Below are 26,436 nucleotides of genomic sequence, written 5' to 3'. Positions count from 1 at the left end.
CTCAGCCCTCGTTGCCATTCGCGTTGGGCCGGAGGCTGGCGGCTTATGGTTAATGAAATATTGCCAGGAATGTTGCTTAATTCCGGCAATCCAAGGCATGTGTGACCATGTCCGGAAGAGCGGATTTTGACAACATTTAAGACAATGAAGGCGCGTCGAGTGCTTGCGCTGTTTTGAGGCTGTTTTTCGGATTGATTGCTTGATGGCGCGAAGCGGCGCATAGGAACGAAGGAGGGTTACGGGTCAGCCTTTTGCGTTCGGTGGATTTTGCGGATTTTTCCGCAGCAGCGAACATGCTTCGGCGAAACCCATGTCCCCTCCCTAACCCTCCCCTGCGCAGCGGGGGAGGGTTAGGGAGGGGGCTAGGCTCCGCTCACTCCCCCAGATACCGCCTCTCCAGATGCCGCCGGAACACCGCCGCGTCGAGCGGCCGCCCGGTGGCGGCAATCAGCAACTCGTCGCCGGACGCGTACAGGCAGCCTTTGCCGTGCACATTCGCCCCCAGCCACGCCACCAGCGGCCCAAGGTCGCCGCGCGCCAGCGCCGGACGGATGTCCGGATCGGCCTTCGCCGCGGCCTCGAACAGCTGTGCGGCGGTCATGGCGCCCAACGTGTAGCTGGGGAAGTAGCCCCAGGCGCCGGACGGCCAATGAATGTCCTGAAGGCAGCCCAGCCGGTCGTTCGGCGGCGCCACCCCGACCAACTCCGTCATACCGTCGTTCCAGGCGCCGGGAAGGTCGGCCAGGGCGAGGTCCCCGCCGATCAGCGCCTTCTCCAGCCGGTAGCGCAGGATGATGTGCGCGGGATAGGTCACCTCGTCGGCGTCCACGCGGATGAAGCCGCGCTCCACCCGGCTGTAGAGGCGGCGCAGGTTGTCCGGCTCCCAGGCCGGGCCGGAGCCGCCGAACGCCTCCTGCGCGACCGGGGCCAGCCAGCACAGGAACTCCGGCGAGCGGCAAGCCTGCATCTCCACGATCAGCGACTGGCTCTCATGCACCGCCATGCCGCGGGCCAGCCCGACCGGCTGACGCAGCCAGTCGCGCGGGCGGCCCTGCTCGTAGAGGGCATGCCCCGTCTCGTGCATCACCCCCATCAGGGCCTTGGTGAAATCGTCCTCGTCATAGCGGGTGGTGATGCGCACGTCGCCGGTGGCGCCGCCGCAGAAGGGATGCAGCGACACGTCCAGCCGCCCGCGGGTGAAGTCGAAGCCCGCCGCCCGCATCAGCCGCTCGCCCAGCGCCTTCTGGTTGGCGACGGCGAACGGCCCCACGGGCCGCAGCGGCGCCGGCTCGGTGGCCTGACGGTCGAGAACGCGCCCGATCAGCTCCGGCAGGAAGCCGGCCAGCCCGGCGAACAGGGCGTCGATCCGCTCCGAGCGGGCGCCGGGATCGTGCTCGTCCAGCATGGCGTCGTAAGGCGACAGGCCCATGGCGGCCGCCTTCGCCTCGCCGCACTCCCGGACACGGCGCAACACCTCCGACAGGCTGGGCAGCAGCTTGGCGAAGTCGCTTTCCGCCCGCGCGGTGCGCCACGTCATCTCGCAGGCCGAGATCGCCTTGCTGGTCGCCTCGATCAGGTCGCCGGGCACGGCGGTGGCGTGGCGGTGGGTGCGCCGCATCTCCCGCAAATTGGCCGCCTGCCAATCGTCCAGTTCACCCGTGCCCTCGGCCTCCGCCAGCCAGTCGGCCACGCGGGGGTCGGTTTGCAGCTCGTGGGCAAGCACGGTCAGGGTGGCGGTCTGCTCGGCCCGTCCGTCGCTGGAGCCGTCGGGCATCATGGTCTGGCTGTCCCAGCTCAGGATGCCCAGGGCGTCGCCAATGGCGGCGATGCGGGCGAAACGGCGTTCCAACTCCCGATAGGCGGCTGTCATGAGGCGCAACTCCTAGGATGCCGGACCGGTCCTCCGGCGTTGGGACAGCACATAGACGACGACCAGCGTCGCGGCGAGGCTATACCAGGTGAACGCGTATTGCCTATGGTTGTTGGGCAGTTCGACCAGCGGCTGAATCCCGTTCAGCATTCCAGTCTGCGGCGCGTTGCCGCGCGCTGGGTCGGGAGTCATCTCGACCGCCAGCGGGGCGACCCTCTCCAGCCCGGCGGAGGCGGCCATGGCCGGCGGGTCCAGCCGCATCCAGGACTCCGCCCCCGGCCGGTTGCCCGGCTGGAGCCAGCCGGCGGGCTGCGGCAGGCGGACCAGACCGGTGACGGTCACCGGCCCCTCCACCCGGCTCTCCGGACGGCTGGCGGGGGGGCGCTTGTCCATGGGCAGGAAGCCGCGGTTGACCAGCACCACGCCGCCGCCGTCCTCGGCCGGGCGCTGCAGCGGGGTCAGCAGCTCGTAGCCCGCCTGCCCCTGCCGGGGCCGGGCCACCAGCAGCAGCTCCTTGTCGTTCAGGAAGCGCCCGGTGACGGTCACCGGGCGGAACTCCAGCGCCTCCGGATCGGCGATGGTGGCGGGCAGCGGGATGGGGGCGGCGTGCAGCCGCTGCTCCACCCGGCGGACCAGATCCTCCTTCCACGCCAGCCGCTGCATCTGCCACGTCCCCAGCCCCAGCATGACCAGCACGGCGGGAACGGTGATCAGCGTCGCCCACAGCGAGGGGCGGAAGCGGCGGGGTTCGGAGACGGCGGTCATGGTCACGCGTCCGGGTCCTCCAACTCGTTGCGGCGGTGGCGGTACTGCAGCGCCACCACATAGGCCTTGGCCGGGCGCAGCATGCCGAGCGCCAGCCCGAGCACGACGATGCTCCAGACGACCGCGTGCAGCCACAGCGGCCAGTCCACCGACATCGACACCCACAGCGCCACCGGCACGACCAGAAAGCCCAGGATGAAGATCAGGAAGACCGCCGGCCCGTCGCCGCTGTCCTGCCGGGCGAGGTTCAGGTTGCACACCGAACAGCGCTCGTTGACCGTCAGGTAGCCGTCGAACAGCTTGCCCCGGCCGCAGCGCGGGCAGGCGCAGCGCAGGCCGGCGGTCAGGGGCGACGGGCTGGTGTAGTAGGTGCTCAAATGACTCGCCTCCCTCCGGGAACGGCAAGCCCCTCTCCCCCGGTGGAGGAGAAGGGCTTCGCAAGGCGACAGGGATGGGATCAGTGGCCGCTGGCGGCGCCCAGCGACCCCCACCAGTAGATCGACACGAACAGGAACAGCCAGACCACGTCCACGAAATGCCAGTACCAAGCCGCCGCCTCGAAGCCGAAATGGCTCTGCGGGGTGAAGTGGCCCTTCATGGTGCGGAACCAGCAGACCGCCAGGAAGATGGTGCCGATGATGACGTGGAAGCCGTGGAAGCCGGTCGCCATGTAGAAGGTCGACGGGTAGATGCCCTGGGTGAAGCCGAAGGCGGCGTGGGCGTATTCCCAGCCCTGGAAGAAGGTGAACATCACCCCCAGCAGGACGGTCAGGCCCAGCGCGCGCGACGCCTCCTTGTTCTTGCCTTCGAGGATGGCGTGGTGCGCCCAGGTGACGGTGACGCCTGACAGCAACAGGATCAGCGTCATCATCAGCGGCAGGTGGAAGGTCTCCAGCACCGTGATGTTCGGCGGCGGCCAGACGCCCTGCGGGTTCTCGGCGAACACCTTCGGATAGAGCGCCGCGTCGTAGAAGGCCCAGAAGAAGGCGGCGAAGAACATCACCTCCGAGGCGATGAACAGCGCCATGCCGTAGCGCAGGCCGATCTTTACCACCGGGGTGTGCGCCTTCTCGCGCACCGCCTCCTTGATGACGTCGCGCCACCAGCCGAACATCACGCCCAGGATGGACACGAAGCCGAGGGCCGCCAGCAGCCAGCCGCCGCCGTGCATGTAGATGACCATGCCCGTCGCGAACAGTCCGGCCGCGAAGGCACCCAGAAGAGGCCAGGGGCTCGGCTTCACCAGATGGTAGGGATGCGGGATGCCGGCGCCCTCGCCCGCGCCGTGCGCGGAGGCTGGGGGATGCGGCATTTGCGCGTGCGTGATGTCGGCCATCGTCTCTTTCCAACCCCGGTTTGTTTCGCCCGATTTCTTCGTTCAGACTGTCTCTTTTTTACAGCGTTCTCAGTTCGCCGCGGTCCCGGTGCCTTTCGCACCCGCGGCCTGCGTCGCGTGCTGCGCCAGCACCTGGGTCTCGTCCTTGGCGCGGAAGAAGGTGTAGGACAGGGTGATGGTGGTCACGTCCTCCATCGCCGGATCGTCGGCCAGGGCCGGATCAACGAAGAAGGCCACCGGCATGTCCACCGACTGCCCGGGCTCCAGCACCTGCTCGGTGAAGCAGAAGCACTCGATCTTGTTGAAGTACTTGCCGACCTTGTCCGGCGTAACGTTGTAGAGCGCGGTGCCCACGGTGGGCCGGTCGACCCGGTTGGCGGCCTGATAGGCGGCCAGCCCCATCTCGCCCAGCTTCACCGTCAGCTCCTTCTGTTCCGGCTTGAAGCGCCAGGGCAGCGACTGGTTCACGTCGGCGTTGAAGCGGACCTTGATGACGCGGTCGACCTGCCGCGCCGGCGCGGCGTCGGCCCGCTGGGTGGTGCCGCCGAAGCCGGTCACCTGACAGAACAGCGCGTAGAGCGGCACCGAGGCGTAGGCCAGCCCGACCATCCCGAAGACGAGGCCGAACAGCCCCGCCATGAACAGGCGGTTCTTCCGCCGGAGCCCTTTGTCGCCGTCTGGCCGGTCCTTCATGGCGCCGCTTCCTCCCCTGCCGTTTGTCCGCTCAACGTCCCGTGGTCAGTGTCCGCCCATCCGCACCAGGGTGATGACGTAGAACATCACCACCAGCCCGATCAGCGCGGCCAGGACCGCGTAGTTGCGCCCGCGCAGCCGCTTGCGGCGTTCCTCGTAAGATTCATCCATGATCGTCATGCCCCGCCTCCGGTCGTCAGGATTCCGGTCACCAGATGCTCGCCCATCAGCAGGGCGAACAGCAGGAACAGGTAGAGGATCGAGAAGCCGAACATCTGCTTGGCCGGCTTGTCGTCGGTGGCGCGCAGCACGCGGACCGCGCACAGCACGAAGAAGGCGCCAAGCAGGCTCGACCCGATCAGATAGGCAAGACCGCCGATGCCCAGGAAGTACGGCGCCACGGCGACCGGCAGCAGGACCAGCGTGTAGGCCAGCATCTGCCGCTTGGTGGCGTCCGGGCCGGCGACCACCGGCATCATCGGCACCCCGGCGCGCGTGTAGTCGCCGTTGCGGAACAGCGCCAGCGCCCAGAAATGCGGCGGCGTCCACAGGAAGATCAGCAGGAACAGCAGGATGGAGGGCAATTCCACACCGCCCGTAACCGCCGCCCAGCCGATCATCGGCGGGAAGGCGCCGGCCGCGCCGCCGATCACGATGTTCTGCGGCGTCCGCCGCTTCAGCCACATGGTGTAGATGAAGACGTAGAAGCCGATGGTCATCGCCAGCAGCGCCGAGGCCGCCCAGTTGACCGCCAGCCCCATCACCACGACCGACGCCGCCGCCAGGATCACCCCGAAAGCCAGCGCGTTCTCCGGCTCCACCCGCCCCGACGGGATCGGGCGGCGGATGGTGCGCGACATCACCGCGTCGATGTCGCGGTCGTACCACATGTTGATGGCGCCCGAGGCACCGGCCCCGACCGCGATGCACAGCACCGCCACCGCCGCCAGCACGGGGTGGATGTGGCCGGGCGCCAGCACAATGCCGGCAAGCCCGGTGAACACCACGAGCGACATCACCCGCGGCTTCAGCAGCTCGATGTAGTCACCCGGCGTCGATCCGGAGACCGGACCTGTCGAGACCCGTTCAATGCTCAGGTCCGTCATACTTCACTATCCTCCGGCCGGAGGGAGCCTCCCAGGCACCTCCGGCGTCATGGTCACAACCGATGGTCACTTCACCTGCGGCAGCGTCTCGAAGGCGTGGAACGGCGGGGGCGAACTCACGGTCCACTCCAGCGTGCCGGCCTGCGGGCCCCAATAGGCGGCCTCGACCTTCTCGCCGCTGCGCAGGGTCTTGTACGCGATCCACACGAAGAGAAGCGTGGACGCAAAGGAGAGATACGCCCCGAAGGAGGAGATCATGTTCCAGCCCCAGTAGGCGTCCGGGTAATCCGGGATGCGGCGCGGCATGCCGGCCAGACCCAGGAAATGCTGCGGGAAGAAGACCAGGTTCACGCCGATGAAGGTCGTCCAGAAGTGAACCTTGCCCCAGAACTCCGGATACTGGCGCCCCGACATCTTGCCGATCCAGTAGTACCAGCCGGCGAAGATCGAGAAGACCGCGCCCAGCGACAGCACATAGTGGAAGTGCGCGACCACGTAGTAGGTGTCGTGCAGCACGATGTCCATGCCGCCGTTGGCCAGCACCACGCCGGTCACGCCGCCGACGGTGAACAGGAAGATGAAGCCGAGCGCCCACAGCATCGGCACCCGGAACTCGATCGACCCGCCCCACATGGTGGCGATCCAGGAGAAGATCTTCACGCCCGTCGGCACCGCGATGATCATCGTGGCGGCGGTGAAGTAGGCCTTGGTGTCGACGTCCAGGCCCACCGTGTACATGTGGTGCGCCCACACCACGAAGCCGACCACGCCAATGGCGACCATCGCGTAGGCCATGCCCAGGTAGCCGAAGACCGGCTTGTGCGAGAAGGTCGAGACGATGTGGCTGATGATGCCGAAGGCCGGCAGGATCATGATGTAGACTTCGGGGTGGCCGAAGAACCAGAACAGGTGCTGGAACAGGATCGGGTCGCCGCCGCCTTCCGGGTTGAAGAAGCTGGTGCCGAAGTTGCGGTCGGTCAGCAGCATGGTGATGGCGCCGCCCAGAACCGGCACGGCCAGCAGCAGCAGGAAGGCCGTCACCAGCATCGCCCACACGAACAGCGGCATCTTGTGCAGCGTCATGCCCGGCGCGCGCATGTTGAAGATGGTGGTGATGAAGTTCACCGCGCCCAGGATCGACGAGGCGCCGGCGAGGTGAAGCGCGAAGATCGCCATGTCCACCGACGGCCCGTTGTGGCCCAGCGGCGAGGACAGCGGCGGGTAGATCGTCCAGCCGGTGCCGGCCCCCTGCCCCACGAAGGCGGAGCCCAGAAGCAGCAGGAAGGCCGGGACGATCAGCCAGAAGCTGATGTTGTTCAGCCGCGGGAAGGCCATGTCTGGGGCGCCGATCATCAACGGCACGAACCAGTTGCCGAAGCCGCCGATGAGCGCCGGCATCACCACGAAGAACACCATGATCAGGCCGTGCGCGGTGATCAGCACGTTCCAGACCTGCCCGTCGCTGACGAACTGCAGGCCCGGCGACTGGAGTTCCAGCCGCATGATGACCGAGAACAACCCGCCGATCAGCCCGGCGATCACCGAGAAGATCAGGTAGAGCGTTCCGATGTCCTTGTGGTTCGTGGAGAAGAACCAACGCTCGACGAAGCCCGGCATGTGGTGGTCATGGTCATGCCCGTGGCCGTGTCCCTGCGCTTCCCCCGGATTGGCGTTTGCCATGTCTCTAACCCTCGCGTCGGCGGAATGATTTTTCTTTGAGGTGCCGCTGCATCCAAAGCATGAGGCTTACTGGACGGCCCCGGCGGACGGCAGCCCAGCGGATGGCATTTGGGCGACGTCGCGCTTGGTGTCGGGGGTCCCGTAAGCGGTCTTGGCCTTCTCGACCCACTGGTTGAAGGCCTCCTTCGACACGGCCTCGACCGCGATCGGCATGAAGGCGTGGTTGACGCCGCAGATCTCGGAACACTGGCCGTAATAGACGCCTTCCTTCTCGATCCGCAGCCAGGTCTCGTTGGCGCGGCCCGGCACGGCGTCCTTCTTCACGCCGAAGCTCGGCACCGCCCAGGAATGGATGACGTCGCCCGCGGTGACCAGCACGCGCACGGTCGTGCCGACCGGCAGGATCACGCGGTTGTCGACCTCCAGCAGGCGCTTCTGGCCGGGCTTAAGCTCCGAATCCTGGATCATGTAGCTGGAGAAGGCGATGTTGCCGTGGTCGGGATACTCGTAGTCCCAGTACCACTGCCGCCCGGTGACTTTGATCGTCATCTCCGACTCCGGCACCCGCTCCGCCTGGTAGAGCAGCTTGAAGGAGGGCACCGCGATGACGATCAGGATGATGACCGGAATGACCGTCCAGGCGATCTCCAGCACCGTGTGGTGCGAGGTCGTGGACGGCACGGCGTTCTTCTTGGCGTTGAAGCGCAGCGCCACCCAGGCCAGCAGGCCCGCCACGAAAATGACGATGGCGACGATGATCACCGTCAGCAGGTCGTGGAAGGAGTCCATGGCGTGCTTGACCGGGGTGGCCGCCTCCTGAAGCCCCAATTGCCAGGGGTGGGGTTCGGCGGCGGAACCGGTCGCGGCAAATCCACACAAAGATGTCAGCGCCGCCAGAACGGCAGCGTTCAGGGTCTGCGTCTTCATCCCCACCCTCTTCGTTACCCGCCGCCCACGGTCGCGGACAGCGGTCGTCCCTTCCCGCCGGACCCGCCTTCGCCCCTGTTTCCCTGGTGCGTTCCACCCCTGTCGGGCGGTTGCGCGTCCGGGCGTTGCGACGGTGCCGGTCTATGCAGGGATCGTGCCGTTTGTGGGTGGCACGGTCCCCGCAGCGCGAGCTTAACCCTGCACTGCGCTTGGGTACAAGTCAGGTGTCCCTACACGAAGGACATAAGCGCAATGCCGGTTTCAAGCCCACATCAGAACAGAAGTTGAGTTTCCGTATCGGCTTCGCACTGCGACAAGCTGTCGCAGTTTGATGGTACAGCGAATTGTCTCGGAAAATCAAGTTTTTAGGCTTGCACGTCCCTGGTGTGGGACGCAAGCGACCTTGCGCGGACGGCGCCATCCGGTCGCCGTTTGCGCTGCGGTAACCCACCACCGTGTTAGAACGGAAATCCCCGGCGCCGTCAGTGCCCGCTGGTGATGACCTTGCGGATTCGGCGCACGCCGGACCAGACGAAGGCGATGACGATGGGAATCATCAGCCCGACGAGCAGGTCGGGATCGACCTTCATCCCGAGTCCCTTCAGCCCCTTGGCGGCGTAGCCGACGATGCCGACGAGGTAGTAGCTGATCGCCACCACCGACAGCCCCTCCACCGTCTCCTGCAGGCGGAGCTGGAGCTGCGCCCGCTTGTCCATGGAGAGGAGAAGCTCGGCGTTCTGCCCCTCCACGGCGATCTCCACGCGGGTGCGCAGCAGGTCGCTGGCGCGGGCCACACGCTGGGACAGCGCCTGCAGGCGCGATTCCACCGCCTCGCAGGTGCGGATCGCCGGGGCGAGGCGGCGGTCCATGAACTCGCCCACCGTGGGCAGCCCCTCGATGCGGATCTCGCGCAGCTCGACGATGCGCTTTTCCACGAGGTTGTAGTAGGCCCGCGCCGCGCCGAAGCGGTAGGCGGTTTCCGCCGCGATCTGCTCGGTCTGGGCGGCCAGCAGGGTCAGCCGGTCGAGCAGTTCGCGCTCGTCGTCCAGCCCGCGCAGGGTGGCGATGCGGGTGGTCAGGTCGGCCAGATCGGCCTCGATCGGGCCGATGCGCGGCAGCACGCCGCGCGCCACCGGCAGCGCCAGCAGCGCCATCACCCGGTAGGTCTCGATCTCCAGCAGGCGCTGCACGACGCGGCCCGCCTGGTTGGCGGTCATCGCGTGGTCGGCGATCAGGATGCGCGAGAAGCCGTCGCCGTGGATGCGGAAGTCGGTCCAGGCCGTCGCCGCCCGCCCGGAGATGCGCGTGCCGATGTAGCTCGGCGAGCCGAACATCGCCGCCAGCATGTTGGCCGAAGGCTCCGGCGATTCGGCGTCGAGCACCGCGACATGGACGCCGACCATCAGCTCGCCCGGCAGCCCGGCCAGCCATTCCTTGGGCACCGCGTTCAGCGCCGGCTCCAGGAAGGGATCGACCAGCACGCCCGCCGGAGCGGCGGCGTTGGGGCGGAAGACGGTCCAGGTGGAGAATTCGGTGTGCCGCTCCCACTTCAGGCGGAAGCTGCCGAAGGAGCCGCTGTAATGGGTGGCCCCGGCGGGCGGGCGCGGCACGCCGGCCCAATCGCACAGCTTCTCAAGATGCAGCCGGTCGGCCTCCGACGCGCCCTCCCCCGACAGCATCGCCAGCATGGTGGCGCGCACCGGGGTGGACAAGACCTCCGGCGGGCGGGTGTGCACCTCGTTGGTCAGGGTCACGCGCAGGGCGTGGTTCTTCAGGGGGTGGGCCAGGGAGCGGCCGGCGTCCCCGTTGCCGGTGCGGCCCATCGCCAGCGCGTCGTCGGTCATCGCGGCCATTCCCCTTCCGAGCCCCTTCCGCCCATGGACGACGAGCCTTGCCGGATGGGCCGCCCGTCGCCACACTATAAGTCTGATCTTTAGACCACATCGCGCGTGCGGGTGCGAGAGCGCCGGTGCCGCATCGTTGTCCTACGATAGACCGATACCCCGGAGTCCCCATGAGCGCGCTTGCCGTCACCGACGATCTGTTCTTCAACCGCGCCGGCCTGGACCGTTCCCGTGTCGAGGGGGTGGTGGCCGACGCGCTGCGGGGGGCGGACGATGGCGAACTGTATCTGGAATATTCGCAGAGCGAATCGCTGGGCTGGGACGACGGCAAGCTGAAGGCGGCCAGCTTCGACACCACGCAGGGCTTCGGCCTGCGCGCCATCGCCGACGAGGCGACCGGCTTCGCCCACGCCTCCAGCCTGTCCGAGGACGCCATCCGCCGCGCCGCCGCGACGGTGCGCGCCGTCCAGGCCGGGCACGCCGGCACCGTCGCCGAGCCGCCCGCCGGCACCAACCGCGCGCTCTACATCCCCGACAACCCCCTGCCCCTGGTCCCCTTCGAGGCCAAGGTGAAGCTGCTGGCGGAGATCGACGCCTACGCCCGCGCCAAGGACCCGCGGGTGCGGCAGGTCTCCTGCTCGATCAGCGGCGAGTGGCAGGCGGTGCAGATCATCCGCGCCGACGGGGTGCGCGTCGCCGACCTGCGCCCGCTGGTCCGGCTGAACGTCTCCGTCGTGGTGGCCGAGGGCGACCGCATGGAAACGGGCGGCCACGGCGGCGGCGGACGCGTCACCTACGAGCACTACATGCGGCCGGAGACGTGGCGCGCCTTCGTGGACGAGGCGCTGCGCTCCGCTCTGGTCAACCTGTCCTCCGTTCCGGCCCCGGCTGGGGAGATGACCGTCGTTCTCGGCAACGGCTGGCCGGGCATCCTGCTGCACGAGGCCATCGGCCACGGGCTGGAGGGCGACTTCAACCGCAAGAAGACCTCGGCCTTCGCCGGACTGATGGGCCAGCGCATCGCCGCGCCCGGCGTGACCATCGTGGACGACGGCACCATCGAGAACAGCCGCGGCTCGATCACCGTGGACGACGAGGGCACCCCCGGCCAGTGCACGACGCTGATCGAGGACGGCATCCTGGTCGGCTACATGCAGGACCGCATGAACGCCCGGCTGATGGGGATGCGCCCGACCGGCAACGGGCGCCGCCAGAGCTTCGCCTGCCACCCCATGCCGCGCATGACCAACACCGTGATGCGCCCCGGCGCCTATGAGCCGGAGGAGATCATCAAGTCGGTCAAGAAGGGGCTCTACGCCAAGAACTTCGGCGGCGGGCAGGTGGACATCACCAGCGGCAAGTTCGTCTTTTCCGCCAACGAGGCCTACCTGATCGAGGACGGCAAGCTCGGCCCGGCGGTGAAGGGCGCGACCCTGATCGGCAACGGCCCGGACAGCCTGACCCGCGTGTCGATGATCGGCAACGACACCAAGCTCGACCCGGGTGTCGGCACCTGCGGCAAGGACGGCCAGGGCGTTCCCGTGGGCGTCGGCCAGCCGACCCTGCGCCTGGACGGCCTGACCGTGGGCGGCACGGCGGCCTGAACGTCACCACCGCTTTCCTTTCCCGCATCGGAGGTTTTGCCCGTGTCGTCCCTCGCGCTGGTTTCGACCTTTTGCCCCGACCGCGTCGGTCTCGTCTCCGCGGTCACCGGCCATCTGTTCGGGCTGGGGGCCAACCTGCGCGACGCGACCTTCGCGGTGATGGGGTCCGGGGCGGAGTTCTCGGCGGTTTGCGAACTGCCGGACGGCGTCCCCATCGGGGAGGTGCAGGAGGGGCTGGCCAGCCTGCCCGAGCTGGCTGGCGCGCAGATCAAGGTCACGCCCTTCGACTTCGATCCCAACCCCGGTCCGCTCGCCCGCATCTCCCACCGCGTCGAGGTGTCGGGCGGCGACCAGCCGGGCCTGATCGCCCGTTTGTCGGAGATCTTCACCCAGTTCGAGGCGAACATCGTCCGGCTCGACGCCCAGACCCTGCCGGAACGGGAAGGCGGGCGCTACGTCATCCGCTTCGCCGTGTCGATCCCGCCGGAGCGCTCCGGCACCTGCCTGTCCGCCGTCGCCAACACCGCGGAGACGATGGGCCTGACCTGCGTCGCCGAGGCGCTGTAGCGCTCCCGAGTTCCCTCTCCCGCCCCGGGAGAGGGAGGAGCCCGCGCCGCAGGCGTGGGAAGGGTGAGGGTGCCGGCACGAATCAGTGCTTTGCTCCTCGCGCTACCCTCACCCGGCCCTACGGGCCACCCTCTCCCGGGGCGGGAGAGGGATAAAGGTTGCATTCATACGCATGAAAATGCCATGGATCGGGAATTCCTCCCGACCATCTCCACCATGGCGTGAATCGCGTTCTCCTTGTCCTGGCGCTGTCCTTCGCTGCCCTGCCCGCTCGGGCGGAGGGGCTTGAGGCGACCCTGTCCGACTGGGGAGCCGTTGGGCTGCTTCAGACACCGACCGCGCGGGGCATGCCGGACGGCACCGTCACCGTGGGATTGACCGCTCTCGGTGGCCTGCACCGGCATGTCTTCGCCGGGGCGCAGCTCCTTCCCGGCCTTGAGGTCACCCTCCGCGACAGCACCTACCCGAGCTGGCACGGCCTCAGCGAGCCGGGGGTGGACGCCAAGCTGCGCCTGCTGCGCGAAGGACCGTGGTGGCCGGCGCTGGCGGTCGGCGGGCGCGACGTTACCGGCAGCGGTTTGGACCTGCCGGGCAAGGGCCGTTTCGCGGGGGAGTATTTGGTCGCGTCGCGGCGCTGGTGGGACGTCGATCTCAGTCTGGGCATCGGCTGGGGCGGGCTCGGCGACTATGGGCACGTCCGCAACCCGCTGCGCTTCCTCGGCGGGCGCTTCAAGCGCGACCGCGACCCGGCGAAGGCGTCCTCCCGCGGGCCGGAGGCGTGGTTCACCGGGGACCGCGCGGCCCTGTTCGGCGGCGTCGAGTGGCACACGCCGCTGGAGGGGCTCAGCGTCAAGCTGGAATACAGCGCCGACAGCTTCCGCGCCCAACAGCAGGACGACCCGAACTTCCAGCCCGGCCTGCCGCTGAACGCCGGTCTGGCCTACCGTCCCTGGAATTGGCTGGAGTTGGGGGCCGGGGTCGAGCAGGGTTCGCGCGCCATGCTGCGCCTCGCCGCACGCTTCGACCCGCGGGAGGAAGGAGAAGCCACCGCGCTCACGCCGCCGCCCGTGGTCGGCGCCCGCCCGGCTGCGCCGGATGCCGCGCTGCCCGCGTCGGACATCGCGGCCCTGGCCCGGCTTCACCGGCTGCCCGCCCGCTCCGCGCTGATTACGGGTGACCACGCCGCGCTGTGGCTGGACCCGGCGGGGGCAGGCACCGCTCCCTTGGCACGGGAAGTGGGACGCGCCGCCCGCCTGCTGGCCGATGGCGCTCCGCCAGAGGTCGAGTGGCTGACCGTCACCACCGGCGGCGCCGGCTTGGACGGGACCGCCGTCACCCTGTCGCGCCGCGCCGTGGAGCAGGCCGCCGTCAAGCGCGGCAGCCCCGAGGAGATCTGGCGCACCGCCCGCGTGGACCGCTCCGCCGGCCCCCCGCCGGACTGGACGACGCGGCTCGCCCCGACCGTCGTCCCGACCGTCGAGGCCAGCCTGTTCGAGCAGAGCGCGCCCTTGGTGCAGCGGACCTACGCCGACGCCGTGCTGACGGCGGAACCGCTGCGCGGGCTGGTGCTCGGCAGCGGTCTGCGGGTGAACGTCAGCCACAACCTCCACCTTCTCGACACCAACGCCATCCCGGCGGCCGAGCCGGTGCGCAGCGACCTGCCGCTCTACGCCGACCGCCTCGCCGCGGTCGAGCGGCTGTACGCGGCGTGGCTGACCGCGCCCGCCGAACGCTGGAGCACGCGCCTGTCCGTCGGCCATTTCGAGGAGATGTTCGGAGGGCTGGGCGGCGAGGCGCTGTACCGCCCCCTGGCGGCGCGCTGGGCGCTCGGGCTCGACCTCAACCGCGTGTGGAAGCGTCCGCCCGACGACGCGCTGCGCCTTGCCCCGGAAAGTGGGCGGAACACCGGCCACGCCAGTGTTTACTGGGAGGCGCCGGGCGCCGCCACCACGGGCGTGCTGCGGCTGGGCCGTTATCTCGGCGGGGACTGGGGCGGCACGCTGGAACTGATGCGCGCCTTCGACGGCGGCGTTCAACTGTCCGCCCAGGTCACCTGGACCGAGGGGCCGGAGGGCGCGCAGAGCCGCTACGGCGGCCGTCTGAAGCAGGGGATCGCGCTGACGGTGCCCTTCAGCCCCGGCGGCTCCTGGCCGCCGGACGGACGGCTGGCGACCGCCGTCCGCACCCTCGGACGCGACGCGGGGCAACGGCTGCGCCAGCCATTGCCCCTTTACGATGCGTCGGTGTCGGCGGGCTACGGCCGCCTGACCGGCTCATGGCCACGGCTCATGGATTGAGCCGCGGCGGACCGGCAATCAGCGCATTTCGGAGATCGTGCCGGTGTTGGTGTCGAGCAGCACGGTGCTCCAGGTGCCGTTGGCCGACTGGGCCTCCGCCACATAATTCTCACCCTGCTTGCGGAAGTCGCGGACGGAGGTGAAGCCGGCGGCGCTGAAGTAGTTCAGCAGCGAGGTCTGCATCAGCTCCTTGCGGCTCTGACCGCGCTCGGCGCGCTGGGTGGTGTTCGGATCGACGTTCATGATGACCTGCCGGTTGCCCTGCATGGTGTTGGGCATGGTGCCGGTGGCCGACCCGGTGGTCCCCATCGCGCCGCTGTTCGGCATGCTGTTGTTCATGGTTCCGGTCGAACCGTAGGAGCCGCTGCTGCCGTAAGTGCCCGCGGTCCCGGCCCCGACGGTGGATTCGGCGCTGCCGCGGGTCACACGGTCGGGCATGCGGCCGTCCGGCATCCGGTTCGGGGTCTGATTGCTCCAAGGGTCGGTCCGCTCGCCGGGCAGGCTTTCCACCTGCGGGCTGGTGGTCGGCAGGCCCGACGGGCTGGAGCGCTCGTAAGGGACCTGCGGCGCGTTGTTCGGATAGGTCTGGGCCATCGCGGCGGGGGCGGCGGCCAGGGTCGCGGCGAGAACGGCGAGGGACAGTTTGGCGTTCATGGCATCCTCTTCTCTCGATAGGGCGTCTCGCACCGGCGAAGCGGTGCTGCGCCTTTTCGCCCGCCCGGCCGGAACCAAGCAGGCTGGCGACCCCGACAACAGCGCTCATCGTCGGTTGTTGCGGTCAAGCCAGCGTTATCGGGATGCCCCTCCCCCTTATGGAACCGACCCTACCCAAAAAAAGCTCTTTGCGGCGGCAGGGGGCGGGAACCTTTCAGAGTGGAGACGTGTTCTGCACAATACTGACACGCTCTTCACAGAGTAGGACGTTCAACAGACTGCGCGCCGGACGAGCCTTAACGCGCTTCGGGCCGAGCGAGGGAGGTTAGGATGCTCTATTGGGCTCTTGTTTTCTTCGTGATCGCGCTGATTGCCGGCGCACTCGGTTTCGGTGGAATTGCGTCAGCCTCTTCGGGCATTGCGCAAATCCTGTTCTTCCTTTTCCTGATCCTGTTCGCAGCGAGTTTGATTCTGGGCCTGGTCAGGCGCCGCTAGACCCAGCACCCGCCCGGAACCGTCCGGGCGGGCGTTTCCCGCAGCGCGCCCGTGTCCGGTCTTTCACGTCTCGAAGGGCCGGGCACGCGAGTACCCCGAAAGCCTCTCGATGTTAGCCTCGCACCTGACCGGCAACGCCCCATCCGGAGCGTTGCCGGTTTCTCTATGAACTCGTGGCGAACGATGACGGTCTTCTGAAGGATCAGTCCTCGTCGGTCGGGCTGTGCCCTTCCATGAGTTGGCGCAGCGCCCGCCGTCCGCGCGACAGGCGCGACTTCACGGTGCCGATGGAAATGCCGAGGATGTCGGCGGCCTCGCCATAGGAGATGCCCTCCAGCCCGATCAGCAGGACCACCTCCCGCTGTTCGGTCGGCAGCAGGCCGAGCGCGCGCTTGAGGTCGCGCAGTTCGAGCCGGACGAACTGCCCGCCATGGGCGGCACCGATCGCCGCCTGCCCTTCCCCGTCGATGTCCACGACCGCCTGCCGCCGGCGGATGCCGTTGATGTGCAGGTTGCGCAGGATGGTGAAGAGCCAGGCGCGCAGGTTGCTGCCGGGCCGCCAGAGATGCAGGCGCGACAGGGCGCGCTCCAGACATTCCTGCACGAGGTCGTCGGCCAGCGTGGCGTCCCGCACCATGGCGCGGGCGAAACGGCGCAAGCGGGGAATTTCCGCCTCGATCTGCGCGATGATCGCCGGATCGGGGGGCGCCAGTGGCGCTGGAGACGCTTGCGCCGCGTCCTCCGCGGCCGGATCGTCGGCTTCGATGCCATCCTCGGCTTCGACCGCAACGTTCAACTCGTCCTCGTCCGCACGGCGGCTTCCCATCACCGGCTTGAGGGCGACGGGGTCAAGCGGCGCGGCGCTGCTTGCCGGACGGCGCAAGGAACTCGCGACGTGGTTCGCCATCGGTGGAACGCTGCCTCCTTGTGTACCGAAAGATGTCCCGATCATTCCGGGCGCGTCTGAAACGCCCGAACCATCGCTCCGGCCCCCGCCTTGCGCCGAATGCGCGCGGGGCATAACCGGATTCTCCAACGACAATCGTCGGTCCATCAGTACGTAATGGCGCACCGCAGAGGCTGCCAGTTGGGAAAAAGGCTAAGCCCCTTAACAATTTGGCGAGATTACCCCTAAATGCCATGAATCGTCCGATTGCTCCCGTAGCATTCGATCGGGGATGAGGTATCGTCTCCGGACATACGGGAGGCTTCATGACTTTGCTCAAAAGGAAAAGGCCGGCTGGCTTTCACCAACCGACCTCAAATCTCCTTTGCGGGACAGCCATGTCTATGGCCAACGATGAATTCGCTCATTCATCCTTCCGCAGGTCCGCTGCCAGCGGTTCTTCTTCTCTGTATAGGCGGCGTTTCCGTCCCTTAGCGGAAGTCTTATTTCATTGTGTTCCGCTTCCTCTGTTGGCTGGGACCATATCGCATTACGTCTTTCGTGGACAGCCGGACGTTGGCGCTAAGGCGGCAATCTTCCCGCATACGCCGAAAGACCGGCCGACCTTACCAATCGGCGGAAGGCGCGCCAAGGCGGTGAAAAGCGCGATGATGCTGGCCGCTGGCGGGCTGATCGCGTCCGTTCTGACCGCGCTGCCGGCGGCGGCCCAGGAGGCGTCCGCCCAGACGGCTGCCGCTCAGCCCCCCGCGTTCCAGAACTCGGGCGAGCGCACGATCCGCGCGCTGGAGGCGCTCGCCGGCAAGGGCAGCGCCCGCGCCCAGTACGAGCTGGCCATGCGCTACGAGGTCGGCAAAGGCGTGAACCGGGACGAGCGTATGGCCCTCTCCCTCTATTGCCGGGCGGCCCGGCAGGACTACGCCGAGGCGGCCTACCGTGCCGGGCGCATGCATATGGCCGGGCGCGGGGCGGTGTCGAAGGACGAGGACCTCGGACGCTCCTGGCTGCGCCGCGCCGCCCAGTTGGGCAACGAGGACGCCGCGCAGATGGTCAAGCCGGCCAGCACCGCTGCCAAAGGCGCAGCGGGCAAGGCGCCCGACCGCTGCGAACCGCCGAGTGTGCGCTGGGGCGTGATCCGCATGCCGCCCAAGGAAATCCGCGCCATGGTCACCAAGTTGGCTCCCAGCTACGGGCTTGACCCCGATCTGGTGCTGGCGGTGATCGCCGTGGAATCCGGCTACCGCGTGGATGTCGTGTCGGAAAAGAACGCCATGGGGCTGATGCAGCTCATCCCCGAGACGGCGGAACGCTTCGGCGTGACCAAGCCCTTCGACCCCGAGCAGAACCTGCGCGGCGGCATGAAGTATCTGCGCTGGCTCCTGGCCTATTTCGACGGCAACGTGACGCTGGCGTTGGCCGGCTACAACGCGGGCGAAGGGGCGGTGGTCCAGTACAAGGGCGTCCCGCCCTACCGCGAGACGCAGGATTATGTGGTGAAGGTCCACAGCGTCTACCCGCGCCGCGTCCATCCCCACGATTCCAGCGTGGTGCGTTCCGCCGGTCTGCCCGCCGCCAAGCAGGAGGAGGTCGCCGAGCTGAGCACGTCCACTCGTGCGGGCAGCGCAAAGCGGTAAGGCCGAAACGACGACGGCCCGCCGGAAGGCGGGCCGTGGATCGTTGATGCCGGAAAGGATGGCGTCCCCTAGGGGATTCGAACCCCTGTTACCGCCGTGAGAGGGCGGTGTCCTAGGCCTCTAGACGAAGGGGACCTTCATCGGGCGATGCTCGGTTGCCAGCCGAACGAAAGTGGCGTCCCCTAGGGGATTCGAACCCCTGTTACCGCCGTGAGAGGGCGGTGTCCTAGGCCTCTAGACGAAGGGGACAGTCTTTCGTCGTCTGACGACGTGGCGTCGTCGGCGTGGCGGGTTTTTAGCGAACCCACCCTGCCCGATCAAGCCTTTTCTGACAGATCTTTGGCGATTTTCAGAAAAGAGTTCACGACGGCCTGCGGCGTGTCGAAGGCGGTGACCAGACGCAGCAGATCGCCCTCCCAACGGTAGAAGCGGTAACCCGCCGCCTCCAGCCCGTCGGCCACCGCGGCGGGCAGCCGCACGAAGACCTCGTTGGCCTCCACCGGATGGGCCAGTTCCGCTCCCGGCAGGGCGGCGAGGCCCTGCGACAACCGGTCGGCCATGGCGTTGGCGTGGCGGGCCAGCCGCAGCCACAGATCGTCGGCCAGCCAGGCGTCGAGTTGCGCCGACAGGAAGCGACCCTTGGACACCAGATGCCCGGCCCGCTTGCGCAGGAAGCCGAAATCCTCGGCCAGCGCCGGGTTGAAGAACACCACGGCCTCCGCGGCGAGGCAGCCGCCCTTGGTGCCGCCCAGCGACAGCACGTCCACCCCGGCCTTCCAGGTCACCTCTGCCGGGGAACAACCCAGCCGGGCCACCGCGTTGGCGAAGCGGGCGCCGTCCATGTGCACCGCCATGCCGTGGGCGTGCGCGACGTCGGACAGGGCCGCCACCTCCTGCGGGCGGTAGACCGTGCCAGCCTCCGTCGCCTGGGTCAGGCTGAGGGCGGCGGGCTGCACCCGGTGAACCACGCCGATGCCCGCCCCGGCCAGGGCCGCGGTCAGGGCAGCGGGGGTCAGCTTGCCGCCCTCCCCCGCCAGCGGCACCAGCTTGGCCCCACCGGTGGCCATCTCCGGGGCGCCGCACTCGTCGACGTGGATGTGGCTCTCCTGGTGGCAGTAGACCGCGCCGTAAGGCGGGACCAGGGCCGACAGAGCCAGCGCGTTGGCCGCCGTCCCGGTGGCGACCGGGAACACCGTCACCTCCGCCTCGAAGAGGGCGGACAGGCGGCGGGTCACGCTGGCGGTCAGCGGGTCCTGCCCATAGGGATCGGTGGACCCGACCGCAGCCGCGGCCAGGGCGTTGACAACCTCCGGCGCGGCGCCGGCCACATTGTCGCTGCGGAAGTCGTGGATGAAAGTGTTGGTCATGGCGCGGCGGCTCCGGCGGTGACGGTCACGGCGATGGCGCCGGTGCGCGGGTCCATCACATACAGGCGGTCCGCGGCGTCCGGTATGGTGACGCGGAAGACGACGCGATTGCCCACCGCCACCGGGTCGCCCAGGCGCGCGCCCGCCGGCAGGCCCAGCGTGACCTCCTCCGCCCGGCCCGCGGGGGGAGCGGCCCGTTCGGTCTCCGCAGCGGCCCGGCGTTCCGGATCGCTGATGCGCTTGTAGAGTTCGACGCCGAGGATCGCGAAGCCGGCGATGATCATCACGCCCATGATGACGACGAGTGCCTTGAGGAACTGCACGGTTTGGGGTCCACTCTCGCGCGAATGTGAGGAGCTTTGCCGAACGATGCCCGAACGCACCGAATTCGACGACGATGAGGACGAATACACCGGAACGGAAGACGGCGAAACCGGCGAAGGCGCCCGGCAGCGCTGGACGGTTCCGGAGGAGGCCGGCGGCCAGCGGCTCGACAAGGCCCTGGCGACGGGGCTTCCCGGCCTGTCCCGGTCGCGCGTGCAGGCGCTGCTGGAGAAGGGTTGCGTGCAGGACGGCAGCGGGCGGACGGTCACCGACCCGTCAATGAAGGTCAAGCCCGGACAAACTTTCGACGTTTTCATCCCCGAAGCTGAACCTGCACAGCCCGAGGCCCAGGACATTCCCCTGGACGTGGTCTATGAGGATGAGGACGTGTTGGTGATCGACAAGCCCGCGGGCATGGTGGTCCACCCCGCCGCCGGCAATCCGGACGGCACGCTGGTCAACGCCCTGCTCGCCCATTGCGGCGACAGCCTGTCGGGGATCGGCGGCGTGCGGCGTCCGGGCATCGTCCACCGCCTCGACAAGGACACCAGCGGCCTGATGGTCGTCGCCAAGAACGACCGCGCGCACCACGCGCTGACGGAGCAGTTCTCCGGCCGCACGCTCAGCCGCACCTACCAGGCGCTGGTCTGGGGCGTCCCCTCCCCGCGCGAGGGCCGGATCGAGGGCAACATCGGGCGCAGCGGCACCGACCGCAAGAAGATGGCCGTGGTCACCGGCGGCAAGCACGCGGCGACCCGCTACAGGGTCGTCCGCTCCTTCGGCACGGCGCTGGCGCTGGTCGAATGCACGCTGGAGACCGGGCGCACCCATCAGATCCGCGTGCATATGGCGCACATCGGCCACCCCATCGTGGGCGACCCGCTCTACGGCAAGGGGCGTGCCGGACGCGCCGGCGGCAAGCACGCCTCTGCCCTGCCGGAACCCCATCGGGAGCGGTTTGTTGGCTTTCCACGGCAGGCGTTGCACGCCGTGGGATTGACCTTCCGCCATCCCGCAACAGGGGAGACGGTCCGCTTCCAGGCGCCGCTACCCACGGATATTAAAGATTTGTCAGATTTCTTAGAATCGCTGTAATCCACTATACCCGCGCGCGGAAGTCGGTTATTCTTCGCGTCAACAGCCGCCCACGCTCACGCTTGCATCCGGGACCATCCCCGGCGGATCGAACGGGCAAGCGGACGGCGAGGCGGCGCAGAACAGTGAACGGCCGTGTGCCCGTGAGAAGGCACGAACAACAGCCGTCGGAGAGGGTCCAACATGGCGACGATATCCAGCGTTCCGGTCATCAGTTCCGAAAGCAACCTCTCGCGCTACCTCCAGGAAATCCGCAAGTTCCCCATGCTCGCGGCAGAGGAGGAGTACATGCTGGCCAAGCGCTGGCAGGAGATCGAGGATTCGGACGCCGCGCACAAGCTGGTGACCAGCCATCTGCGTCTCGTGGCGAAGATCGCCATGGGCTACCGCGGCTACGGCCTGCCGCTGTCGGAGCTGATCTCCGAGGGCAACGTGGGCATGATGCAGGCGGTGAAGCGGTTCGACCCCGACCGCGGCTTCCGGCTGGCGACCTATGCCATGTGGTGGATTCGCGCCGCCATCCAGGAATACATCCTGCACAGCTGGTCGCTGGTGAAGATGGGCACAACGGCGGCCCAGAAGAAGCTGTTCTTCAACCTGCGCCGCCTGAAGGGCCAGATGCAGGCCATCGAGGAGGGCGACATGTCGCCCGAGCAGGTGCGCCACATCGCCACGACGCTGGACGTGCCGGAGCAGGACGTCGTCAACATGAACCGCCGCCTCGGCGCCCCCGACCATTCGCTGAACGCGCCGCTGCGCGCCGACAGCGAGGGCGAGTGGCAGGACTGGCTGGTCGACGAGACGGCGAACCAGGAAATCTCCCTGGCCGAGAACGAGGAGCTGGGCAAGCGGCGCAAGCTGCTGACCGCCGCCATGGAGAACCTGAACGAGCGCGAGCGCGACATCCTGGTGGAGCGCCGCCTGCGCGACAACCCGACCACGCTGGAGGACCTCTCGCAGAAGTACGGCATCAGCCGCGAGCGTGTCCGCCAGATCGAGGTGCGCGCCTTCGAGAAGCTCCAGAAGGCCATCCGCAACGCCGCGGTGGAACAGAAGCTGGCCGGGTGATTAATAGCCCTCTCCCCGGAGGGGGAGAGGGAACATTGTATGAAGCCGCCGCCCTCACGCCCCGGCGGGCTCGGCCAGCTGGTCGTGCTCGTCCGGCGACAGCCCGCCGGCCTCGTCGAACAGGTCGCCGGCAACCTCCGGCCCCCATTCCTGGACGAGGCCGACCTTCACGTCCTTCAGCGCGCTCACCCGCTTCTCGGCGCGCATCACCTCGAAATTCGCCACCATCGGCGGAATGCTGAAATAGAGCGCCCAGCCGATCGCCGCGGCGCCGTACATCACCAGCCAAGCCAGCGGGTCCATGAAGATCTTGCCGGCGGCGCCGATCGTGTGGTTGTGCTTCCACAGCTCGATGGCGTAGGGCATGCAGCCGCAGAAATTCAGCCCGCCGACGGTGATCGGCGCCGACTTTTCCGGATCGCGGTCGGTGACGTAGGCGACGATGGTCGGGATCATGCCGATGCCGAACAGGATCGAGGTGGGCAACACCACCAGACCCGCCGGGATGATCAGCAGGATCAGCGTCAGCATGCTGCCCTTGCGCTTCTTCTTCTTTCCGCCGCTCTTGCCGCCGCGCGCCATGGGTGCCACCCGATCCTTGGTTTGAAGGCCGCCGTCAGAAGGCGAAGAAGAGGATGATGCCGCCGACCAGAATCGTGGACAGCAGGCTCGACACGATGGCCGCCACCTGCCGCCCGGACGATTCGATGATGCTGTTCCGGTCGCCGATGCTCTGCCGCAGCTTGTTGATCTCGGCGTCGGCCTCGCGGTAGGCGATCTGGGCGGCCTCGAACTCCAGCTTGTCGCGGCGCAGCGCGTCCGGATCGTCGACGATCTTCAGCAGGTCGCCGAGGCGCCCGTTGTGGGCCGCGGAGTCGGCCAGCTTGCGCACGTTGTCCTGGTGCGGCCGGCTGTGGAAGCGGCGGAAGGCCGGGTCGAGCAGGGAGACCACCCAGGCGGCGAGGTGCGACAGCCCGTCGGTGCCGGTGCGCGCCTGCACGTCGGCCAGGATCGTCAGCATGGCGATCACCCGGCGCATTGGCTCGATGCTGGAACCGAGCTGGGTGTAGAGCATCTCGTCGGTCCGCCGATGCCGCACCGCCAGGAAGGCGGCGATGTGGCGGTCGATGGGGTCCTTGTGCCGTTCGCTCCCCGCCCCCATCCAGTCGAGCGCGCGCAGCAGCTCCGCCGGGCTGGTCGGCATCTGCTTAGCGACCAGCGGGCTGATGCAAGGCATGGTGGGGTTCATCTCGTAGAGCACGCGCTCCACCCCCAACCCGTGGCCCGTGCGGTCCAGCAAGCCGCGGACCTGGTCGAAGTTCTGCACCATCGGCACGAACTCCGGCTTGAAGTCGCTCTGCACACTCACCCAGAACATGGGCAGCTGGTTGGCGAGCACCTCGGCGGAGGGTTGGGGCGACTCGCCGCGCAGGAAGGCGTCGGCCAGCATGGTGCCGATGCCATCGGGCATCATCGCCTTGCCGCGGTAGCGGATGGGTGCAGCGGGGTCCAGCGCCATGCAGACCCGCGACACCAGCCGTTCGGCCATGCTGCCGCCCTTGCCGGTGGTCGAGGCGGTCTGCACCGCGTTCGCCACCGCCTCGGCCCGCGCGTCGTCGCCCATGGAGCGGCGCAGCCACTTGTCCAGCTCACCGCCCTCGATGACCGTGGCGGCGGGCGCCACATGGCGGGCGAAGGCGCGGGCCAGCGTGCGGCAATGCCAGTAATCCTGCCCCTGGAACTCCAGCGGCCGCGCGGCGCGGCGCGGCACCTGCGGCTGTTTCGGGCTGAGACGGCGGCCGGCGACCCACAGGTCGAGGTCCTGGAGCGTCCAGCGCTGCTTGGGATCGTCCACCAGCAGGCCGCGGATCACCTCGCTGATGGCCAGCGGCAGGCGCATCTGGCCGACCAGAGCCGGGTAGGACCCGCGCTCGATCTTCGCCTGCAGGATCGCCTCGTCCTCCAGCGACCCCACCGGGTTGCGGCCCAGCAGCAGGAGCAGCAGCGTCACGCCCAGCGAATAGAGGTCGTCGGCCATGGTGCCGGTGCCGCGCCCGGCCGGGGAGGCCATGCCGCGCTCCACCGTCTCCAGCAGAACCGTCTGGCCGTAGCCCGGCGGGGTGGACAGGCATTCACCCAGCATCAGGCTGCTGGAGGCCAGATCGCGGTAATAGAGGTTGGTCGGACGGATCGCGCCATGGACCACGCCGCGGCTCGACAGTTCCTTCAGCGCCGCGACCAGCGGGTGGATGATCTGGCGGGTCAGGTGGTCTTCGGGGATCGGGTCCGTGGCCTCGGTCAGGCTGCTCATCAGCCGCTTGCCCGCCGGACGCTCGAAGATCATGCAGAGGCGGTGCCCCTGGCTCGCCGGCCAGTCCACCATGCCCCAGTCGAGCAGGCGCATGTGGGCTTGGTTGTCGAGGCTGGCGACGGTGGCGGCGATGTCGGTGCGGGCCAGGGTGGCGCCATGGCCAATGATGGCGAAGGCTTCGGACCGCTTGTCACGCAGCGGCTTGGCCGTATAGGCGTTGCCGCCGATGGCGTTGAGCGCGGCGAGCGGCGCGTTGGGGTGGATCTCGTACCGCTCGGCCAGTTTGACCGGCTCGGCGTTCGCCATCATCCGATCCGCGGCGGCTGCGGTCATGGCATCGGATGGCATGGCGTTCGAATCCCCGGAGCCTGCGAGCGTGTGCCAGCCTTAGTCGCTCGAAAAGGGCAAACAAATTGTTAACGCGGGGGGAAGTGGTCGCATCGGGCCCCCTCCCCGGCCCTCCCCCGCTGACGCGGGAGAGGGAGATCAGTCCCCTCCCTCACCGAAGGTGGGGGAGGGTTAGGGAGGGGGCCCGAGGCCTAAACCTTCACATCAATCCTGGAACGGGTCGTTCATCAGGATGGTGTCGTCGCGCTCCGGGCTGGTGGACAGCAGGGCCACCGGGGCCTGGATCAGCTCTTCCACGTGACGGACGTACTTCACCGCCTGGGCCGGCAGCTCCGCCCAGGAGCGGGCGCCCTGGGTGCTGTCCTTCCAACCCTCGAAGGTCTCGTAGATCGGCTCGACGCGGGCCTGGGCGCCGGCGTTGGCCGGGAAGTAATCCAGCTCCTGCCCGTCCAGGCGGTAGCCGACGCAGACCTTGATCTCGTCGAAGCCGTCCAGCACGTCCAGCTTGGTCATGGCGATGCCGTCGATGCCGCCGGTCTTCACCGCCTGGCGGACCATCACGGCGTCGAACCAGCCGCAACGGCGCTTGCGCCCGGTGACCACGCCGAACTCCTTGCCGCGCTGGCCGATCAGCTCGCCGACGTCGTCGAAAAGCTCCGTCGGGAACGGGCCGGAGCCGACGCGGGTGGTGTAGGCCTTGCAGATGCCCAGCACATAGCCGACGGCGCGCGGGCCCATGCCGCTGCCGGCGGCGGCGTTGCCGGCCACCGTGTTGGAAGAGGTGACGTACGGGTAGGTGCCGTGGTCGATGTCGAGCATCTGGCCCTGGGCGCCCTCGAACAGGATGCGCTTGCCGGCGCGGCGCAGCTCGTCCAGCGTCTTCCAGACGACCGAGGCGTAGGGCAGCACCTGCGGGGTGATCTCGCGCAGCGGGTCCAGCAGGTCGGCCGGCTTCATCTCCTGGGCACCCAGGCCGCGGAGCAGCAGGTTGTGGTGGGCCAGCAGGGCGTCCACCTTCTCCTTCAGCACCGCCTCGTCGCCGAGGTCGCACAGGCGGATGGCCCGGCGGGCCACCTTGTCCTCATAGGCCGGGCCGATGCCGCGGCCGGTCGTGCCGATCTTGCCGGCGCCGCGGGCCTCCTCGCGCGCCTTGTCGAGCGCGCTGTGGACCGGGAGGATCAGCGGAACGTTCTCGGCGACCTGGAGCGTGGCGGGGGACACGTCCACGCCCTGGCTCTTGATCGCCGTCACTTCGCGGATGAAGGCCCAGGGGTCGAAGACGACGCCGTTGCCGATGATCGACAGCTTGTTCGGCCGAACCACGCCCGAAGGCAGCAGGCTCAGCTTGTACGTCACGCCGTTGATCACCAGCGTGTGGCCGGCGTTGTGACCGCCCTGGAAGCGCACCACCACGTCGGCCCGGCTGGACAGCCAGTCGACGATCTTGCCCTTGCCCTCGTCGCCCCACTGGGCGCCGACCACCGCCACGTTGGCCATGTGTGTCTCCGCAAAAAAAGAAGGCAGAAAGAAACGTTGCCCGTGCAAAG

Annotated in this window: 24 protein-coding genes and 2 tRNA genes; 7 read left to right on the top strand and 19 right to left on the bottom strand. The window is 68.3% G+C overall.

The genetic code is table 11. The annotated features are described in order from the left end of the window. Positions 1-373: 373 nt before the first annotated feature. From FHW79_RS06890 to FHW79_RS06850, 10 genes are all read right to left on the bottom strand, one after another. Entirely contained in the window at positions 374-1,870 is a 1,497-nt protein-coding gene (locus FHW79_RS06890; RefSeq protein WP_183178190.1) for a carboxypeptidase M32, read from the bottom strand. A gap of 12 nt (positions 1,871-1,882) precedes the next feature. Then, positions 1,883-2,635, bottom strand: coding sequence for an SURF1 family protein (locus FHW79_RS06885; RefSeq protein WP_183178327.1), 753 nt, complete (start codon positions 2,633-2,635; stop codon positions 1,883-1,885). A gap of 2 nt (positions 2,636-2,637) precedes the next feature. Next, positions 2,638-3,012 carry a DUF983 domain-containing protein gene (locus FHW79_RS06880; RefSeq protein WP_145678494.1) on the bottom strand — a complete coding sequence of 125 codons (375 nt, stop codon included), beginning with the start codon at positions 3,010-3,012 and terminating at the stop codon, positions 2,638-2,640. Between the two features lie 80 nt (positions 3,013-3,092). Beyond that, complete coding sequence (locus tag FHW79_RS06875) at positions 3,093-3,971, bottom strand: cytochrome c oxidase subunit 3 (RefSeq protein WP_247884194.1); 879 nt, start codon at positions 3,969-3,971, stop codon at positions 3,093-3,095. A 69-nt stretch (positions 3,972-4,040) separates the two neighbouring features. After that, positions 4,041-4,664 carry a cytochrome c oxidase assembly protein gene (locus FHW79_RS06870; protein ID WP_183178189.1) on the bottom strand — a complete coding sequence of 208 codons (624 nt, stop codon included), beginning with the start codon at positions 4,662-4,664 and terminating at the stop codon, positions 4,041-4,043. Positions 4,665-4,709: 45 nt separating this feature from the next. After that, positions 4,710-4,844, bottom strand: coding sequence for a hypothetical protein (locus tag FHW79_RS33225; RefSeq protein ID WP_014240852.1), 135 nt, complete (start codon positions 4,842-4,844; stop codon positions 4,710-4,712). Next, positions 4,841-5,770, bottom strand: a complete 930-nt coding sequence (gene cyoE, locus FHW79_RS06865) for a heme o synthase (protein ID WP_119508967.1) — start codon at positions 5,768-5,770, stop codon at positions 4,841-4,843. Before cyoE ends, FHW79_RS33225 begins: the two co-directional genes overlap by 4 nt. A gap of 66 nt (positions 5,771-5,836) precedes the next feature. Next, positions 5,837-7,450: a cytochrome c oxidase subunit I gene (ctaD, locus tag FHW79_RS06860; protein WP_183178188.1), complete on the bottom strand. Its 1,614-nt coding sequence runs from the start codon at positions 7,448-7,450 to the stop codon at positions 5,837-5,839. Between the two features lie 66 nt (positions 7,451-7,516). Beyond that, positions 7,517-8,377, bottom strand: a complete 861-nt coding sequence (coxB, locus tag FHW79_RS06855) for a cytochrome c oxidase subunit II (protein ID WP_183178187.1) — start codon at positions 8,375-8,377, stop codon at positions 7,517-7,519. A 482-nt stretch (positions 8,378-8,859) separates the two neighbouring features. Next, entirely contained in the window at positions 8,860-10,230 is a 1,371-nt protein-coding gene (locus FHW79_RS06850) for a DUF3422 domain-containing protein (protein WP_348984069.1), read from the bottom strand. A gap of 161 nt (positions 10,231-10,391) precedes the next feature. On the opposite strand from FHW79_RS06850, the gene tldD reads away from it, so the two are divergent. From tldD to FHW79_RS06835, 3 genes are all read left to right on the top strand, one after another. Further along, positions 10,392-11,825, top strand: a complete 1,434-nt coding sequence (gene tldD / locus FHW79_RS06845) for a metalloprotease TldD (RefSeq protein WP_183178186.1) — start codon at positions 10,392-10,394, stop codon at positions 11,823-11,825. 42 nt (positions 11,826-11,867) lie between these two features. After that, on the top strand, positions 11,868-12,392 hold the full coding sequence (locus FHW79_RS06840) for an ACT domain-containing protein (RefSeq protein ID WP_183178185.1): 525 nt from the start codon (positions 11,868-11,870) through the stop codon (positions 12,390-12,392). Between the two features lie 221 nt (positions 12,393-12,613). Continuing rightward, positions 12,614-14,689, top strand: coding sequence for a YjbH domain-containing protein (locus tag FHW79_RS06835; protein ID WP_183178184.1), 2,076 nt, complete (start codon positions 12,614-12,616; stop codon positions 14,687-14,689). An 18-nt stretch (positions 14,690-14,707) separates the two neighbouring features. Here the strand turns inward: FHW79_RS06835 and FHW79_RS06830 are convergent, their stop codons facing one another. After that, complete coding sequence (locus tag FHW79_RS06830) at positions 14,708-15,343, bottom strand: hypothetical protein (protein ID WP_183178183.1); 636 nt, start codon at positions 15,341-15,343, stop codon at positions 14,708-14,710. Positions 15,344-15,673: 330 nt separating this feature from the next. Between FHW79_RS06830 and FHW79_RS06825 the strand changes: the two genes are divergently transcribed. Next, positions 15,674-15,838, top strand: a complete 165-nt coding sequence (locus FHW79_RS06825) for a DUF1328 domain-containing protein (protein WP_035674837.1) — start codon at positions 15,674-15,676, stop codon at positions 15,836-15,838. A gap of 202 nt (positions 15,839-16,040) precedes the next feature. Here FHW79_RS06825 and FHW79_RS06820 read toward each other — a convergent pair whose 3' ends face one another. Further along, on the bottom strand, positions 16,041-16,745 hold the full coding sequence (locus tag FHW79_RS06820; RefSeq protein ID WP_183178182.1) for a sigma-70 family RNA polymerase sigma factor: 705 nt from the start codon (positions 16,743-16,745) through the stop codon (positions 16,041-16,043). A 647-nt stretch (positions 16,746-17,392) separates the two neighbouring features. On the opposite strand from FHW79_RS06820, the gene FHW79_RS06815 reads away from it, so the two are divergent. Continuing rightward, positions 17,393-18,376, top strand: a complete 984-nt coding sequence (locus FHW79_RS06815) for a transglycosylase SLT domain-containing protein (protein ID WP_183178181.1) — start codon at positions 17,393-17,395, stop codon at positions 18,374-18,376. Positions 18,377-18,435: 59 nt separating this feature from the next. Here FHW79_RS06815 and FHW79_RS06810 read toward each other — a convergent pair. The 4 genes from FHW79_RS06810 to FHW79_RS06795 all read right to left on the bottom strand — a co-directional run bounded on the left by FHW79_RS06810 (position 18,436) and on the right by FHW79_RS06795 (position 20,066). Then, positions 18,436-18,511: transfer RNA gene (locus FHW79_RS06810), tRNA-Glu, on the bottom strand. 38 nt (positions 18,512-18,549) lie between these two features. Further along, positions 18,550-18,625, bottom strand: a tRNA-Glu gene (locus FHW79_RS06805). Positions 18,626-18,693: 68 nt separating this feature from the next. After that, positions 18,694-19,743 (bottom strand): beta-eliminating lyase-related protein, encoded by a 1,050-nt coding sequence (locus FHW79_RS06800; protein ID WP_183178180.1) that lies wholly within the window; start codon positions 19,741-19,743, stop codon positions 18,694-18,696. Next, positions 19,740-20,066 carry a hypothetical protein gene (locus tag FHW79_RS06795; RefSeq protein WP_183178179.1) on the bottom strand — a complete coding sequence of 109 codons (327 nt, stop codon included), beginning with the start codon at positions 20,064-20,066 and terminating at the stop codon, positions 19,740-19,742. The genes FHW79_RS06800 and FHW79_RS06795 overlap by 4 nt, the downstream gene beginning before the upstream one ends. 46 nt (positions 20,067-20,112) lie before the next feature. Here FHW79_RS06795 and FHW79_RS06790 point away from each other — a divergent pair, with 46 nt between their 5' ends. Together FHW79_RS06790 and rpoH are read left to right on the top strand one after the other, a co-directional pair. Continuing rightward, the gene (locus FHW79_RS06790) at positions 20,113-21,162 is read left to right on the top strand and encodes an RluA family pseudouridine synthase (RefSeq protein WP_183178178.1); all 1,050 of its coding nucleotides are present in this window, start codon (positions 20,113-20,115) and stop codon (positions 21,160-21,162) included. A 183-nt stretch (positions 21,163-21,345) separates the two neighbouring features. Beyond that, positions 21,346-22,230, top strand: coding sequence for an RNA polymerase sigma factor RpoH (rpoH, locus tag FHW79_RS06785; RefSeq protein ID WP_114860785.1), 885 nt, complete (start codon positions 21,346-21,348; stop codon positions 22,228-22,230). Positions 22,231-22,284: 54 nt separating this feature from the next. Here the strand turns inward: rpoH and FHW79_RS06780 are convergent, their stop codons facing one another. The 3 genes from FHW79_RS06780 to FHW79_RS06770 form a co-directional block, all read right to left on the bottom strand. Continuing rightward, positions 22,285-22,812, bottom strand: a complete 528-nt coding sequence (locus tag FHW79_RS06780) for a hypothetical protein (protein WP_183178177.1) — start codon at positions 22,810-22,812, stop codon at positions 22,285-22,287. A gap of 34 nt (positions 22,813-22,846) precedes the next feature. Beyond that, entirely contained in the window at positions 22,847-24,889 is a 2,043-nt protein-coding gene (locus FHW79_RS06775) for a serine/threonine protein kinase (RefSeq protein ID WP_183178176.1), read from the bottom strand. A gap of 204 nt (positions 24,890-25,093) precedes the next feature. Further along, positions 25,094-26,386: an adenylosuccinate synthase gene (locus FHW79_RS06770; RefSeq protein WP_183178175.1), complete on the bottom strand. Its 1,293-nt coding sequence runs from the start codon at positions 26,384-26,386 to the stop codon at positions 25,094-25,096. Positions 26,387-26,436 lie beyond the last annotated feature (50 nt).

The organism is Azospirillum sp. OGB3 (assembly GCF_014192915.1).
GTDB lineage: Bacteria > Pseudomonadota > Alphaproteobacteria > Azospirillales > Azospirillaceae > Azospirillum.
The sequence above is the reverse complement of the archived record's forward strand: the minus strand, read 5'-3'. Positions and strand labels throughout refer to the sequence as shown.